Below are 14644 nucleotides of genomic sequence, written 5' to 3' on the forward strand. Positions count from 1 at the left end.
TGCCCTTCGACTTCAAGCCCAATGCCGCGGATCGTTCATCACCGCATCGTGTTCGGCGAACAACTTCGGTAGTTCGGACTTGAGAAAGTCCACCCAGGTGCGGACCTTGGCATCGAGAAAGCGTCGCGAAGGATACAGCGCATACACATTGCGCTCGCGCAGGCGCCATGCCGGTAACACGCGCAGCAAAGTGCCATCGATCAAGGGCCGCGTCGCGGTGTAGAACGGCAGCAGGCTGATGCCCATGCTGGCCTCCGAAGCCTTGACCATCGACTCGGCAACATTGCACTGAAAGGTCTTGGCCGGGCAGATGGCATGCTCACCATGCTCGTCCTGGAAAAGCCATTGATCGCCGTACAACGGGTCGAGCATGCGCAGGCATTGATGATCGCTCAGCGCCAACGGCTGCTGCGGCACGCCCCGGCGATGCAAGTAAGCCGGGGAGGCACAGGGCACGCTGTAGATCTGCCCGACGGCCTGCGCAACCATTTGCGAGTCGGCAAGTTCCGCAGCGATCGAAATCACCACATCGTGCCCCTCCTCCAGCGGGTCGGGATTGCGCTGCGACAAGGTCAGCTCGAACACCACATCGGGATAAAGCTCGCTGTAGCGGGCGATCAATGGTGTGAGCAGCACACCCAAGCCGTTCATGCTGTGCACCCGCAGACGTCCGGCCGGCTTGATATGAGCGCCACGGGCCTCGGCCGTCGCCTCATCCATGGCTTCGACGATTTGCCGGCTGCGCAGCAGCAAGCGCTCGCCGGCGTCGGTCAGGCTCAAGCGCCGCGTGGTGCGTTGCAGCAGACGCGCCTGTACGTGTTCCTCCAGATCCGCGACCAATCGGGAGACCTGCGCGGTCGACAGATCCAGCGCATCGGCAGCCCCGGTGAAACTGGCGCAGTCCACCACCCGGATGAACACGCGCAAGTTATTAAGCACATCCATAAGCCCTCCTCGGGCGATGACTGTTACGTTTTATGTAAGGCTGCATCCGGCGTTCGCCCCTTTATCTGTCGGTGGCAAAGACTAAAATTCAGACATCGAAACCGACACGGAGCACGCCAACATGAAAGCGTTGATCAGCCTGCTGCTGAGCGTCATCGCCACTTCGGCCATAGCCGCCGACAACGAGCCCCTCGCAGTCCTGTACAACCCGGCGCAGCCACTGGACATTGCCAAGGTGGTTTCGGTGTCGGACACCGCGACCGCGTGCGGGGTTGTCCCGGCGACCATGGTGTATGTCGATCATCAGGGCCAGACCCGACGCGTCACCTACGAAGTCATCGGTGATTGCTCCAGCAACCTGTGATCAGGTGCTCATAGCAGGGTCCACGTGTAGCTGAGGATCAGGCGGTTTTCATCGATATCACTGCGGTAGTTGGAACGCGCCATTGCATTGCGCACGCGAATCCCCAAGCCTTTGAGACTGCCGCTTTGCAGCACATAGCCAATGTCCAGATCGCGTTCGCGGTCCTTGCCTTCAAACCCCTTGCCGGTATCGACGTTATTGCCGGTGATGTAACGCACGGTGCTGGTCAGCCCCGGTACGCCGAGCGCCGCGAAGTCGTAGTCGTAGCGCGCCTGCCAGGAGCGCTCATCGGTGAAGGCGAACTCGTAGGTCGGCACTTCGTTGCCCAGTGGCGAAATATTGGCAAACACCCGTGGGAACGCGCTGTCACCGAACATGCCTTGATAGCCGACGTAAAACGTATGGCCGCCACGCTTGGCCGACAGCAACGAGAAGAACGCCTGGTTGTCGATGTTGCCCAACAGTTTTTTGCCATCCTCGCGGGAATCGAAGTAACCGAGATTGGCGCCGAGGATCCAGTCGCCCACCGGCTCGCTGTGCTTGAGGCCCAGGAAGCGCTGGTTATAGATGTCTTCCAGTTGCCCGTACCAGGCGCTGACCGAGCTGCGTTTGTCGTTGAAGGCATAATCGGCGCCAGCAAAGTTGAAACCGTCACTGCTGACCTGACGCTGCGGCACATGACCGAGCATGGCTTGCATTTTTTCGTCGCCGGCCTCGTTGCGCAGGCTGGTCGAACTCAAGTGACCGCCCTGCAGGGTCAGACCATTGATCTCGTTGGAGGTGAGGCTTGCGCCTTGATAACTCGGCGGCAGCAGACGAATATCGCTGAACACCAGCACCGGCAAATTGGGTTGCAACTCACCAACTTTCAGCTCGGTCTTTGAGTAACGCATCTTCAACGCGCCTTCCAGACGGCTGTAATCGTTCGCCGCGCGGCCATCGTCCTGCACCGGTAGCAAACCGGTATTGACCCGGTCCGGGGCGCTGTCGAGCTTGAGGCCGAGCAAGCCGATGACATCCACCCCAAAACCGACGGTGCCCTGGGTGTATCCGGACTTCACGTTGAGGATGAAACCCTGGGCCCACTCTTCAGCCTTCGATTGCTGATTGGCACCGACGATGTCGGAATAGTCGCGGCTGAAATAGTAATTGCGCGCCTGCAACGTCGCGGTGCTGTCTTCGATAAAGCCTTTTTCGGCAGCCATCGTGCCCGTGGAAAAACTCGAGACGACAGCCAGGGACAACGCCGAACCGGTTGTTGGGAGAATCTGTTTCATCGTTTTTCTCTTGTTGTTATTTTTCGACTGATTGAAGGACTTCAGTTGCAGTGGTTTTACGAGGAGGAACGGGACGGCGGGCGCTCAACAGCACATGGGTGACCATACCGAAAATCAGCCCCCAGAACGCCGCGGACAAACCGAACAACGACATGCCCGAAGCCGTGACCAGAAAGGTCACCAGCGCGGCTTCACGATCGCTCGGCACCGCCATCGCGCCCGTCAGCGCGCCAGCAATGGCGGCGAACAAGGCAAGGCCGGCCAGTGCCGCGATCAACTCTTTGGGAAATGCTGAAAACAGCGAGACCAGCGTGGCGCCGAAGATCCCCAGCAGCAGGTAACACAAGCCGCCGACGACCCCGGCCACGTAGCGCTTGCGAGGATCTTCGTGGGATTCGCGACCGGTGCAGATCGCCGCGGTGATCGCCGCCAGATTCAGCCCATGGCAACCAAACGGCGCCAGCAATGCCGTGCCCAGTGCGCTACTGGCGATGATCGGGCTCGCCGGCGTTGAGTATCCACTGGCGCGCAGCACCGCCATGCCGGGCACGAACTGACCGGTCAGAGCCACCATCACCAGCGGCAGGGCGATGTTCAGGATCGCGCCAAGGCTGAACTCGGGCGTGATCCACATCGGCGTGGCCAGGCCGATCACCAGCGCTTCACGATGCAAATCACCGGAGAGCGCGGCAATCGAACACCCCACCAACAACACCATCATCACCGCATAACGCGGCATCACACGCTTGCAGATCAGGTACGTGGCAAACATCACCAGGACCAGCAACGGCTTGCGCTGCATCGACACGAACAACCCGGTGCCGAAACTGAACAGAATCCCCGCCAGCATCGCCGCCGCGATGGCGGCGGGCAGCTTGCTGATGATCCGGTCGAAAGCCCCCGAGAGGCCAACCGCGAAAATGATCAGGCTGCTGACCAGATACGCCCCCACCGCCTCTGCCATGGAAATGTCCGGCAACAGCGTTACCAGCAACGCCGAGCCAGGCGCCGACCAGGCGATGATCACCGGAACGCGGTAGCGCAGGCTCAAACCGATACCGAGCACGGCGCTGCCAATGGAGATCGCCCAGATCCAGGACGACAACACTTCTCGCGAAAGATGTGCCGCTTCTGCTGCCTGAAAAATGATCACCAATGGGCCGGCATAGGAAATCACCGTGGCGATGAATCCGGCCACGGCGGCTGACACCGAGAAGTCCTGGAAAAACGCTTTCATGATTCAGGCACCGGTCGCTGACAGCGCTGGGGTGAGACTAGCAGCGCTGCGTCGGCTGCTGATGGCGAACACGGTCATGGCCAGGGCCGCCACCGCACCGGGCAAGGCAAACGCCATGAAGTTCAGTTGCAGCGGCAGGCTGATCCCGAGCAAGGCACCACCCAGCAGCGGACCGACAATGGCCCCATTACGCCCAATGCCCGACGCCCAGCCCAGACCGGTAGAACGAATCGTCATGGAATAAAACTGCGCGGCGCAGGCGTACAAGAGAATCTGCGAGCCAATGGTGGTGGCACCCGCAATGGCGATCAGCAGGTACAACACCGGCATCGGGCTATTGAAGCCCAACAGGGTTATCGACACCGCCGCCATGGCGAAAAATACCGCCAGCACTCTCGGCAGATTGAGTTTGTCGCCCAGCACCCCGCCACCGACCGCGCCGAAGATCGCCCCGAAGTTCAACACCAGCAGGAACGACAGGCTCGAACCCAGGCTGTAACCGGCGTTGGCCATCAGTTTCGGCAACCAGGAACTCAACGCGTACACCATCAACAGGCAGCAAAAAAACGCCAGCCACAGCATCAGCGTGCGCAGCGCACGGCCTTCACGGAACAGCTGCAACACCGGGGTGCCCGTGCCTTTCACTTCGGCCATGTGCATTTGATCGGACGTTTGCGCGACGTAGGCCGGATCGATCCGCCGGAGAATACTGCGCGCCTCTTCATTGCGCCCCTGACGCAGCATGAAGCCCACCGACTCGGGCAGGAAATACATGATCAGCGGCAACAACAGCAACGGCAGGACCGCCACGAAAAACACCGACTGCCAGCCGAAACTCGGGATCAGCACAATGCCCAGTCCGGCGGACAGCATGCCGCCCACCGAGTAACCGCTGAACATGATCGCAACCAGCGTGCTGCGGATTTTTTTCGGCGCGTACTCGTTCATCAGTGCCACGACGTTAGGCATCACGCCACCTATGCCGAGCCCGGCAATGAAGCGACAGAGGCCGAACTCGGTGGGGTTTCGGGCGAAACCATTGAGCACGGTGAAGCCACTGAAGAGCATCACGCAGATCGTGATGGCTTTTTTGCGGCCGATCCTGTCCGACAGCGATCCGAAGAACAGCGCGCCGAACATCATGCCGAACAGTGCATAGCTGCCCAGTGCACCGGCTTGCAGAGGACTGAGCCCCCACTCTTTCATCAGCATCGGCAACACCACGCCGTAAATCACCAGATCGTAACCGTCGAAGATGATGATCAGGGCACACCAGAACAGCACCATCCAGTGAAAGCGGTTGAAACGAGCGTTGTCGATAACCTCATGTACGTCGATCTTGCGCATGGCATATATCTCTTGTTGTTGTTTTTTTAGAGCGTCGATAACACGGCTTACGTCCGTACAGCCGAGGGTAGAGCCGCCCGATACGTGGCAATAGCCAGTGCGCGCAGATCACTATCCGTTTTGTGCAGGGCCCTGGAACGGGCATGGGAACGGAAGGCTATGAGCCTCTGCGACAAAATTGTCTTCTTTGCGATCACATTTGAACGCTAAGCTTGGGCCTATGGATGACTCAGATTATTTACGCCTGCTGACCATCGCGGCCGAGCAAGCCAACGCGTTCCTGTCCAATGCCCGCAAATGGGAGCGTGAGCGTTGGGTGTGCCAGCGCCTGCTGCAAGGCTTGAACATTCCCTATCGCGCCGATGAATTCGCCCCCGCCGGAGAGCCGCCGGATGTGTTGTTTCGCGATGCCAGTTTCGAGGTGTTCTTCGTGCTCGACGAGGGCCGGCGCCTCAACGATGAATGGCGCGACGAACTGCAACGCCGGCGCAGCGCGTTTTCCCTGAGTCAACTGGTACGCCGCGAGGCCAAGCCACGACGTATCCCCGCCAACGAGTTCTTGCTGCGATTGGCGCCGACTTTGCGCAAAAAAGCGCACAACTACAAAGAGCGCGGCATGGATCTGGGTGAGCTGGACATCATTGCCTTCGCCAGCCTCAAACGCGAAGTGCTGGACCTCAACAGCCATTTCCCGCCACCGACCGAATACCTGCGCCAGGGCTGGCGTTCGCTGTCGCTGGTCGGGCCGACCTTCGCCCGTGTGCTGTTCGCTCACCCGGATGCGCCGGATTTCCTGCGCAGCAACCTGGGACGCAGCATTGTTTTTGACGTCGGGATCAGTCTGTGAGATTCGAGCCTTTCCCCGGTCAGCAGCTAAGCTTCGTTCACAGCTGAATAATTTACCTGTAGCTTCCAGACATTCAGCAACGTCTACCCCTGACGAGGCCCGATATGACCAGCCGCCTGAACCCCGACGACCAAAAGCATGTCGAAGAGTACCTGCAGTTGTCCCAGCACCAAGTCGAGCGCCGGCCTTTCCGGCCGTGGATGCTCCTTGTACTGGTATTGGCAGTGACCATTGGTCTGGGCCTGTTGAGCCGACTTATCAGTTACCTGACGCTATGAGCTGCCTTGCGCTCGCGTGGGTAACCGTACCGATTTCTTTTAGCCTTGCGAGTTATCCCCATGTCCCATCGTATTGTCATTGTCGGCGGCGGCGCCGGCGGTCTGGAGTTGGCTACCCGCCTGGGTAAGACTCTGGGCAAGCGCGGCACGGCCCGTGTGATGCTGGTCGACACGAACCTGACCCACATCTGGAAACCCTTGTTGCACGAAGTGGCGGCCGGCTCCCTGAACTCTTCCGAAGACGAACTCAACTATGTCGCCCAGGCCAAATGGAACCACTTCGAGTTCCAGCTGGGGCGCATGAGCGGGATCGATCGGGCGAAGAAGAAAATCCAGCTGGCCGCCACCTATGACGAAGCCGGTCTGGAACTGGTGCCGGCCCGCGAAGTGCCTTACGACTCGCTGGTGATCTCCGTCGGCAGTACCACCAACGATTTCGGTACCCAGGGCGCGGCGCAACACTGCCTGTTCCTCGACACTCGTAAACAGGCCGAGCGTTTCCACCAGCAACTGCTCAATCACTACCTGCGCGCCCATGCCGGGCAGACCGACAAAGTCGAGCAAATCAGCGTAGCGATCGTCGGCGCCGGTGCCACCGGGGTCGAGCTGGCCGCCGAACTGCACAACGCCGCCCATGAATTGGCAGCCTATGGCCTGGACCGGATCAAACCGGAGAACATGCACATCACCCTGATCGAAGCCGGGCCACGGGTGCTGCCGGCGCTGCCAGAGCGGATTGGCGGACCTGTGCATAAAACCCTGGAGAAACTCGGGGTCAACGTCATGACCAATGCCGCTGTCAGCGAAGTGACGACAGACGCCTTGATTACCGCCGACGGCAAAGTGATCAACGCCAGCCTGAAGGTCTGGGCTGCGGGGATTCGCGCACCGGGCTTCCTCAAGGACATCGATGGACTGGAAACCAACCGCATCAATCAGCTGCACGTGCTGCCGACCCTGCAAACCACTCGCGACGAGAACATTTTCGCCTTCGGTGACTGCGCCGCCTGCCCGCAACCAGGCAGCGACCGCAATGTGCCGCCACGTGCCCAGGCCGCGCACCAACAGGCTTCGTTGCTGGCCAAATCGCTGAAACTGCGCATCGAAGGCAAGGCACTGCCGGAGTACAAGTACACCGACTACGGCTCGCTGATCTCGCTGTCGCGTTTTTCGGCTGTGGGTAACTTGATGGGCAACCTCACCGGCAGCGTGATGCTCGAAGGCTGGCTGGCGCGGATGTTCTACGTGTCGCTGTACCGCATGCACCAGATGGCGCTGTACGGGCCGTTCCGCACGGCGATGCTGATGCTGGGCAGCAAGATCGGCCGCGGGACTGAGCCACGGCTGAAGCTGCACTAACACCTCAACCACTGTGGGAGCGAGCTTGCTCGCGATAGCGGTCTGGCATTCAGTACATGTGTTGAATGTCAGGCCGCTATCGCGAGCAAGCTCTCTCCCACACTGGCTTTGCGGAGTTTCTGAGTTTCTTATGGGCAAAAAAAATCCCCGTATCTTTCGATACGAGGATTTTTAATATGGTCGGGGTAAGGGGATTCGAACTCCTGACATCCTGCTCCCAAAGCAGGCGCGCTACCGGACTGCGCTATACCCCGGTAAAAAAAAGGCACCTTTGAAAGGCGCCTTCCTCGATCAGCGCTTTTGGCCTCTGATCTTAAGATTCGATTCCAGCGCTAACTGGTTTCAAAAATGGTGGGTCGTGTGGGATTCGAACCTACGACCAATTGGTTAAAAGCCAACTGCTCTACCAACTGAGCTAACGACCCAAAAATGGTCGGGGTAAGGGGATTCGAACTCCTGACATCCTGCTCCCAAAGCAGGCGCGCTACCGGACTGCGCTATACCCCGGCTTGAAATTGGCTCCGTGACCAGGACTCGAACCTGGGACCCAATGATTAACAGTCATTTGCTCTACCGACTGAGCTATCACGGAACTACACATTTCAATTTACAACTTTGAAGCTTTACTGCGTTCTCTTCAACCCGTTCGCATCGCTGCGTTCGTGTGTCTGAGGCGCGCTATTCTACAATCTTCAGCACCTCTGTCAACCCCCTAAATTGCTTTCAAGTTAATGATTTGCAACTTATTTTGGATTCCTGCATGGGGAGCGGAAACCCTGGCGAGTGACTGACTGCGGGGCGCACTTTACAAGCCTTTTCCTTTGAGTTCAACAGCCTAACGAAAAAAAGGCCTCACAAGACGAGCAATGTTGTTCTTGTAGGAGCGAGCTTGCTCCGGGCGGCGTTCCGACGATGGACTCACGAGCGCCACGTTTAGCCAGTTAACACGCGTTATCGTTAACGACCATCGCGAGCAAGCTCGCTCCTACAGAGGGTCAGACGAAGACGATTTCGTCGTTCTCCACCACACCGTGAGCGGTATCGCCCGGCATGAATCGACCGGACAGGATCAGCTGTGCCAGCGGGTTCTCGATCCAGCGCTGGATAGCGCGCTTGAGCGGCCGTGCGCCATACACCGGGTCGTAACCGACCGCGATCAGCTTGTCCATGGCTTCAGGGCTGAGCTCAAGCTTCAGCTCGCGCTCGGTCAGGCGGCTGCGCAGACGCCCCAACTGGATTTCGGTAATGCCGGCGATCTGATCCCGCGCCAATGGCTCGAAGATCACCACTTCGTCGACCCGGTTGATGAACTCCGGCCGGAAGTGCGTGGAGATCGCATCCATCACCGCTGCACGCTGCGCCTCGCGATCGCCGATCAGTTCCTGGATTTGCACCGATCCCAGGTTGGACGTCATGACAATCACGGTGTTCTTGAAATCCACCGTGCGGCCATGGCTGTCGGTCAGACGACCGTCTTCGAGCACTTGCAGCAGGATGTTGAACACATCCGGGTGCGCCTTCTCGACCTCATCCATGAGGATCACCGAATATGGCTTGCGACGCACGGCCTCGGTCAGGTAACCGCCCTCTTCATAACCGACGTAACCCGGTGGCGCACCGATCAAGCGAGCCACGGAATGTTTCTCCATGAACTCGGACATGTCGATCCGCACCATCGCCTCTTCCGTATCGAAGAGGAATTCAGCCAGCGCCTTGCACAGCTCGGTTTTACCGACACCGGTCGGGCCGAGGAACATGAATGAGCCGCTCGGGCGATTTGGGTCGGACAAACCGGCGCGGGAACGCCGCACCGCGTTGGAAACCGCCACAACCGCTTCGTCCTGGCCGATCACACGCTGGTGCAACAGGCTTTCCATCTTCATCAGCTTTTCGCGCTCGCCTTCGAGCATCTTCGACACCGGGATACCGGTCCACTTCGAAACGACTTCGGCGATCTCTTCTTCAGTCACCTTGCTGCGCAGCAACTGGTTTTCGGGTTTGCCATGCTGGTCGACCATTTGCAGGCTGCGTTCCAGGTCCGGGATCACCCCGTACTGCAACTCCGCCATGCGGTTCAGGTCGCCCTTGCGGCGAGCGGCTTCCAGTTCCTGACGGGACTGTTCGATCTTCTGCTGGATCTGCGCAGAACCCTGAACCTCGGCTTTTTCCGAGTTCCAGATTTCTTCAAGGTCCGAGTACTCACGCTCATGACGAGCGATTTCTTCCTGCAATTTTTCCAGGCGTTTCTTCGCCGCGTCGTCGCTTTCTTTCTTCAGCGCCTGGGATTCCACCTTCAGCTGAATCAGGCGGCGCTCCAGACGGTCCAGCACTTCCGGCTTGGAGTCGATTTCCATACGGATGCGGCTGGCGGCCTCGTCGATCAGGTCGATGGCCTTGTCCGGCAACTGCCGGTCAGTGATGTAGCGATGGCTGAGCTTGGCTGCGGCAATGATCGCTCCGTCAGTGATCGCCACCTTGTGGTGAACCTCATACCGCTCCTTGAGGCCACGCAGAATGGCGATGGTGTCTTCTTCGCTCGGCTCGTCCACCAGCACTTTCTGGAAACGTCGCTCGAGGGCGGCGTCCTTCTCTATGTATTGGCGGTACTCGTTGAGCGTAGTGGCGCCCACGCAGTGCAGCTCACCACGGGCCAGGGCCGGCTTGAGCATGTTGCCCGCATCCATCGAGCCTTCACCTTTACCGGCGCCGACCATGGTATGCAGTTCGTCGATGAACAGAATGATCTGCCCTTCCTGCTTCGACAGCTCATTGAGCAACGCCTTGAGCCGCTCTTCGAACTCACCGCGATACTTGGCACCGGCAATCAGCGCCCCCATGTCCAGGGACAACAGACGCTTGCCCTTGAGGCCGTCCGGCACTTCGCCGTTGATGATGCGCTGGGCCAGGCCTTCGGCGATGGCGGTTTTACCCACGCCAGGCTCACCGATCAGCACCGGGTTGTTCTTGGTCCGACGTTGCAGCACCTGGATGGTCCGGCGAATTTCATCGTCACGGCCGATCACCGGATCGAGCTTGCCGTCTTCGGCCCGTTTGGTCAGGTCGACGGTGTATTTATCCAGGGCCTGGCGCGCCTCTTCGTGGTTCGGGTCGTTGACCGCCTCGCCACCGCGCAGGTTGTTGATTGCATTCTCCAGGGCTTTCTTGCTCACGCCCTGACCGAGCAACAGTTTTCCGAGCTTGCTGTTCTCGTCCATGGCGGCGAGCAGCACCAGTTCGCTGGAGATGAACTGGTCGCCCTTCTGCTGGGCCAGACGATCGGCCTGATTGAGCAGGCGCGCCAGATCCTGCGACATGTTCACGTCGCCGGTCGGGTTCTGGATTTTCGGCAGCTGGTCGAGCTCTTTGGTCAACTCTTTACGCAGGCTGTTGACGTCGAAGCCCACCTGCATCAGCAGAGGCTTGATCGAGCCACCCTGCTGCTCGAGCAAGGCTTGCATCAAGTGCGCCGGTTCAATGGCCGGATGATCGTGGCCGACAGCCAGGGATTGGGCATCGGACAACGCTAACTGCAACTTGCTGGTTAAACGGTCTATACGCATGGGTCACCTTCCTTTTGAGCAGGCCGGACCTATAAACATCCCGAATGAAGAAACCTGCCAGATAGCACAATAGATGTGGTCGATTCTGGGAGTTTCAAGCGTCGTGACGTTGATGCAGGTCAGGGAAGTCTAGCGTTCGAGCCAGATCAAGGAAGCAAATCGACCGGTGCGAGGACTGCGCCGGTAGGAAAAGAAGCGCGGATCGGTCACGGTGCAGAGTCCGCCACCATAGACGGCCGTGACGCCGCGAGCGGCCAGACGCAAGCGGGCCAGCATATAGATGTCGGCCATGAACTTGCCGGCATTGTGGCTCGGCACAAAGGCTTGCGCCGCTTGCGGCAACTGCTGCACGAAGGTTTCACGCACTTCCGGGCCGACTTCAAAGGCTTGCGGACCGATGGCCGGGCCAAGCCAGACCAATACCTCGTCAGGCGGTACCGCCAGACTGTCGAGTGTGGCTTCCAGCACGCCAGCAGCCAACCCACGCCAACCGGCATGGGCCGCCGCGACACGAGTCCCGGCACGGTCGCAAAACAACGCTGGCAGGCAGTCCGCAGTCATCGCCGCACAGGCGATACCGGGTGTCGACGTCCAACTGGCATCGGCGGTGACCACCCGGCCTGGATCGGCATGGGCCACGACAATGCCGTGGACCTGCTGCAGCCAGGCCGGTTGAATGGAGAAATGATCGGTAAGACGACGGCGATTCTCGGCAACAGCTTCAGGGCTGTCGCCGACGTGATCGCCGAGGTTAAGGCTGTCGAACGGCGCCACACTGACGCCGCCCGCACGGGTGGTCACACAGGCCTTGACCCCGGCCGGCGCGGGCCAGTCAGGAATCAGCCAGTCACTCATCCGATGAACGCCTCACGGTCTTGCTTGAGCAGGGTCAGCAGCCAGACGAAATCTTCCGGCAACGGCGATTCCCAGCTCATGCGCTTACCAGTGGTCGGATGATCCAGTTCCAGGAAACGCGCATGCAGCGCCTGACGCGGGAAGTTTTTCAGCGACTCGACCATGGTCGGGTTGGCGGCCGGCGGGATACGGAAACGACCGCCGTAGGCAGGATCTCCGACCAACGGGTAGTTGATGTGCGCCATGTGTACGCGAATCTGGTGCGTACGACCGGTTTCCAGCTTCACCCGCACGTGGGTGTGGGAGCGGAAACGCTCGAGCACGCGGTAATGGCTGACGGCCTGCTTGCCACCTTCCATCACGGCCATGCGCTGGCGCTGCTGGCCGTGACGACCGATCGGCGCATTGATCTTGCCTCCGGCTGTCACCACACCGATCACGATGCACTCGTAGATCCGGCTGACGCTGCGGCTCTGCAACTGTGTCACCAACTGCGTCTGCGCTTGAATGGTCTTGGCCACCACCATCAGACCGGTGGTGTCCTTGTCCAGGCGATGCACGATACCGGCGCGGGGCACATTGATGATGTCCGGCACGTGGTGCAGCAAGGCGTTGAGCAGGGTGCCATCGGCATGACCGGCAGCCGGGTGCACCACCAGGCCCGCAGGCTTGTTGATCACCAGGATGTCGTCGTCTTCGTAGACGATGTCCAGGGCAATGTCTTGAGCGACCCATTCGCCCTGAGCTTCCTGCTCGGCAGTCAACTCAAGGATGGCGCCGCCATGGACGATGTCTCGCGGGCGGATAACCGCCCCATCCACAGTCAGGCGGCCGTCTTTGATCCAGGCGGAAAGGCGCGAGCGCGAGTGCTCAGCGAATAATTGTGCGGCGACTTGATCGAGGCGTTGGCCGCCCAATTCGGACGGCACCTCTGCGCGGAGTTCAATTTTATCGGACATGCTCAGACTAGGCGTCGGCACAGCCTTTGGTTTCGGCTGCGCGCTTGTGGTTAAATACGGCGTCTTTTGCCCCGAGGCTATTCAACGGGGCGTTCATCATAACAGGACGGCCACGCCCAAGACAGCGGCCGTCATAGGGACGCAAGCCGCCATGCAAGTGAAACACCTGCTGCTGATCGCCATCCTCGCATTGACCGCTGCTTGCTCATCGAAGGAAGTCGTAGACGAAAACCTCAGTGAAGTCGAGCTGTACCAACAGGCTCAAAACGACCTGGACAACAGTAGCTACACCAGTGCCATCGCCAAGCTCAAGGCTCTGGAATCGCGTTATCCGTTCGGTCGTTATGCCGATCAGGCGCAACTTGAACTCATCTACGCCAACTACAAGAACACCGAACCAGAAGCGGCCAAGTCCGCTGCGGAACGCTTCATTCGTCTGCACCCACAGCATCCGAACGTCGATTACGCCTACTACCTCAAGGGCCTGACTTCTTTCGACCAGGACGTCGGCCTGCTGGCGCGCTTCCTGCCACTGGACATGACCAAGCGTGACCCGGGCGCCGCCCGCGACTCCTATAACGAGTTCGCCCAGCTGACCAGCCGCTTCCCGAACAGCCGCTACGCGCCAGACGCCAAGCAGCGCATGATTTATCTGCGCAACCTGCTGGCGGCCTACGAAATTCACGTGGCCGACTACTACCTGACCCGTCAGGCCTATGTCGCCGCCGCGAACCGCGGTCGTTACGTGGTGGAAAACTTCCAGGAAACTCCTTCAGTCGGCGACGGTCTGGCGGTGATGACCGAGGCCTACCAGCGCATGCACCTGGACGAACTGGCTGCCACCAGCCTGGAAACCCTGAAGCTCAACTACCCGAACCACCCGACGCTGGTCGACGGTCAGTTCGTGCCGACCGTGGCCGAAGCCGACAACCGTTCGTGGCTGAGCAAGGCGACCCTGGGCCTGATCGAGTCCCGTCCACCGCTGCCACCGGGCGAAACCCGCGCCAACCAGGACGTGCAGAGGCAGTTCCAGGACGCCAAGGACGCGATCCCGGCCGAGCTCAAGCCTAAAGACGACAATGGCGACGCGGCCGAAGAAGAAAATCACGAAGCGCAAGGCAACGACAGCGACCGCTCGTGGTTCAGCCGCATGACTTTCGGCGTGTTCGACTGACACCTCGGGTTGTGCAAAAAGGGAGACTTGTAGGAGCGAGCTTGCTCGCGATGGACGTCAACGTTAACGCGCTTTGTCTGAATAAACGCGTCGTCCTTGAGACCATCGCGAGCAAGCTCGCTCCTGCATAAGCTATTAGGCTGTGCGCTGGCCATGTCCTTGGCTAAACTAGCTAATCACTAGTCGAAAAGCAGCACACCATGCTTCGTTTATTGTTCTGGATTGCCCTGATTGCCGCTGCAGTATGGTTCTGGCGCAAATTCAAGGGGCAGGCCTCCACCCCCAAGCCCCCTGCCGAACGGGAAGCGGCGCCCATGGTCCGTTGCGCCCATTGCGGCGTTCACCTGCCCCGTGACCGTGCGCTGAGCCTCGACCAGCAATGGTATTGCAGCCAGGCTCATCTCGAGCAAGACAAGGGCTCCAGAGGCCGCTGACACCTCAC

13 protein-coding genes and 4 tRNA genes are annotated in these 14644 nt (G+C 59.7%); 6 read left to right on the plus strand and 11 right to left on the minus strand.

The genetic code is table 11. The features are described from left to right. Positions 1-12: 12 nt before the first annotated feature. Positions 13-945, minus strand: a complete 933-nt coding sequence (locus ACM6IK_RS21065; protein WP_414875853.1) for a LysR family transcriptional regulator — start codon at positions 943-945, stop codon at positions 13-15. Between the two features lie 121 nt (positions 946-1066). Here ACM6IK_RS21065 and ACM6IK_RS21070 point away from each other — a divergent pair, with 121 nt between their 5' ends. Next, a complete protein-coding gene (locus ACM6IK_RS21070; RefSeq protein ID WP_414875854.1) occupies positions 1067-1309 on the plus strand; it encodes a DUF2790 domain-containing protein in 243 nt (80 codons plus the stop codon). Between the two features lie 8 nt (positions 1310-1317). Here ACM6IK_RS21070 and ACM6IK_RS21075 read toward each other — a convergent pair whose 3' ends face one another. Genes ACM6IK_RS21075 through ACM6IK_RS21085 form a run of 3 tightly spaced genes read right to left on the minus strand, consistent with a single transcriptional unit; the run spans position 1318 to position 5170 of the window. After that, complete coding sequence (locus ACM6IK_RS21075; protein WP_414875855.1) at positions 1318-2586, minus strand: OprD family porin; 1269 nt, start codon at positions 2584-2586, stop codon at positions 1318-1320. A gap of 16 nt (positions 2587-2602) precedes the next feature. Further along, positions 2603-3823 carry a benzoate/H(+) symporter BenE family transporter gene (locus ACM6IK_RS21080; protein ID WP_414875856.1) on the minus strand — a complete coding sequence of 407 codons (1221 nt, stop codon included), beginning with the start codon at positions 3821-3823 and terminating at the stop codon, positions 2603-2605. A gap of 3 nt (positions 3824-3826) precedes the next feature. Next, the gene (locus ACM6IK_RS21085) at positions 3827-5170 is read right to left on the minus strand and encodes an MFS transporter (RefSeq protein WP_414875857.1); all 1344 of its coding nucleotides are present in this window, start codon (positions 5168-5170) and stop codon (positions 3827-3829) included. Between the two features lie 220 nt (positions 5171-5390). Here ACM6IK_RS21085 and ACM6IK_RS21090 point away from each other — a divergent pair, with 220 nt between their 5' ends. From ACM6IK_RS21090 to ACM6IK_RS21100, 3 genes are all read left to right on the plus strand, one after another. After that, positions 5391-6017 (plus strand): DUF1780 domain-containing protein, encoded by a 627-nt coding sequence (locus ACM6IK_RS21090; protein WP_007970534.1) that lies wholly within the window; start codon positions 5391-5393, stop codon positions 6015-6017. A 104-nt stretch (positions 6018-6121) separates the two neighbouring features. Further along, positions 6122-6295 (plus strand): DUF3094 domain-containing protein, encoded by a 174-nt coding sequence (locus tag ACM6IK_RS21095; protein ID WP_007970531.1) that lies wholly within the window; start codon positions 6122-6124, stop codon positions 6293-6295. A 60-nt stretch (positions 6296-6355) separates the two neighbouring features. Beyond that, positions 6356-7654, plus strand: a complete 1299-nt coding sequence (locus tag ACM6IK_RS21100; protein ID WP_414875858.1) for an NAD(P)/FAD-dependent oxidoreductase — start codon at positions 6356-6358, stop codon at positions 7652-7654. Positions 7655-7831: 177 nt separating this feature from the next. Here the strand turns inward: ACM6IK_RS21100 and ACM6IK_RS21105 are convergent. From ACM6IK_RS21105 to rluD, 7 genes are all read right to left on the minus strand, one after another. Next, positions 7832-7908: transfer RNA gene (locus ACM6IK_RS21105), tRNA-Pro, on the minus strand. Positions 7909-8003: 95 nt separating this feature from the next. Beyond that, positions 8004-8079 (minus strand) — tRNA-Lys (locus ACM6IK_RS21110). Positions 8080-8084: 5 nt separating this feature from the next. After that, a tRNA-Pro gene (locus ACM6IK_RS21115) sits at positions 8085-8161 on the minus strand. A 9-nt stretch (positions 8162-8170) separates the two neighbouring features. Beyond that, positions 8171-8246 (minus strand) — tRNA-Asn (locus ACM6IK_RS21120). Between the two features lie 403 nt (positions 8247-8649). Beyond that, a complete protein-coding gene (clpB, locus tag ACM6IK_RS21125; RefSeq protein ID WP_414875859.1) occupies positions 8650-11214 on the minus strand; it encodes an ATP-dependent chaperone ClpB in 2565 nt (854 codons plus the stop codon). Between the two features lie 129 nt (positions 11215-11343). Further along, entirely contained in the window at positions 11344-12069 is a 726-nt protein-coding gene (pgeF, locus tag ACM6IK_RS21130) for a peptidoglycan editing factor PgeF (RefSeq protein WP_414875860.1), read from the minus strand. After that, complete coding sequence (gene rluD / locus ACM6IK_RS21135; protein ID WP_007990414.1) at positions 12066-13028, minus strand: 23S rRNA pseudouridine(1911/1915/1917) synthase RluD; 963 nt, start codon at positions 13026-13028, stop codon at positions 12066-12068. The genes pgeF and rluD overlap by 4 nt, the downstream gene beginning before the upstream one ends. 151 nt (positions 13029-13179) lie before the next feature. On the opposite strand from rluD, the gene ACM6IK_RS21140 reads away from it, so the two are divergent. Next, positions 13180-14202 carry an outer membrane protein assembly factor BamD gene (locus ACM6IK_RS21140; RefSeq protein WP_414875861.1) on the plus strand — a complete coding sequence of 341 codons (1023 nt, stop codon included), beginning with the start codon at positions 13180-13182 and terminating at the stop codon, positions 14200-14202. Positions 14203-14402: 200 nt separating this feature from the next. After that, the gene (locus tag ACM6IK_RS21145) at positions 14403-14636 is read left to right on the plus strand and encodes a PP0621 family protein (RefSeq protein WP_223454819.1); all 234 of its coding nucleotides are present in this window, start codon (positions 14403-14405) and stop codon (positions 14634-14636) included. The last annotated feature ends 8 nt before the right edge of the window (positions 14637-14644 follow it).

Source organism: Pseudomonas sp. IT-196MI5, assembly GCF_949767415.1.
Classification (GTDB): domain Bacteria; phylum Pseudomonadota; class Gammaproteobacteria; order Pseudomonadales; family Pseudomonadaceae; genus Aquipseudomonas.

Coding starts and splice junctions, on each gene's coding strand:
- ACM6IK_RS21065 (WP_414875853.1), bottom strand. CDS start 945: ATGGATGTGCTTAATAACTTGCGCGTGTTCATCCGGGTGGTGGACTGC.
- ACM6IK_RS21070 (WP_414875854.1), top strand. CDS start 1,067: ATGAAAGCGTTGATCAGCCTGCTGCTGAGCGTCATCGCCACTTCGGCC.
- ACM6IK_RS21075 (WP_414875855.1), bottom strand. CDS start 2,586: ATGAAACAGATTCTCCCAACAACCGGTTCGGCGTTGTCCCTGGCTGTC.
- ACM6IK_RS21080 (WP_414875856.1), bottom strand. CDS start 3,823: ATGAAAGCGTTTTTCCAGGACTTCTCGGTGTCAGCCGCCGTGGCCGGA.
- ACM6IK_RS21085 (WP_414875857.1), bottom strand. CDS start 5,170: ATGCGCAAGATCGACGTACATGAGGTTATCGACAACGCTCGTTTCAAC.
- ACM6IK_RS21090 (WP_007970534.1), top strand. CDS start 5,391: ATGGATGACTCAGATTATTTACGCCTGCTGACCATCGCGGCCGAGCAA.
- ACM6IK_RS21095 (WP_007970531.1), top strand. CDS start 6,122: ATGACCAGCCGCCTGAACCCCGACGACCAAAAGCATGTCGAAGAGTAC.
- ACM6IK_RS21100 (WP_414875858.1), top strand. CDS start 6,356: ATGTCCCATCGTATTGTCATTGTCGGCGGCGGCGCCGGCGGTCTGGAG.
- clpB (WP_414875859.1), bottom strand. CDS start 11,214: ATGCGTATAGACCGTTTAACCAGCAAGTTGCAGTTAGCGTTGTCCGAT.
- pgeF (WP_414875860.1), bottom strand. CDS start 12,069: ATGAGTGACTGGCTGATTCCTGACTGGCCCGCGCCGGCCGGGGTCAAG.
- rluD (WP_007990414.1), bottom strand. CDS start 13,028: ATGTCCGATAAAATTGAACTCCGCGCAGAGGTGCCGTCCGAATTGGGC.
- ACM6IK_RS21140 (WP_414875861.1), top strand. CDS start 13,180: ATGCAAGTGAAACACCTGCTGCTGATCGCCATCCTCGCATTGACCGCT.
- ACM6IK_RS21145 (WP_223454819.1), top strand. CDS start 14,403: ATGCTTCGTTTATTGTTCTGGATTGCCCTGATTGCCGCTGCAGTATGG.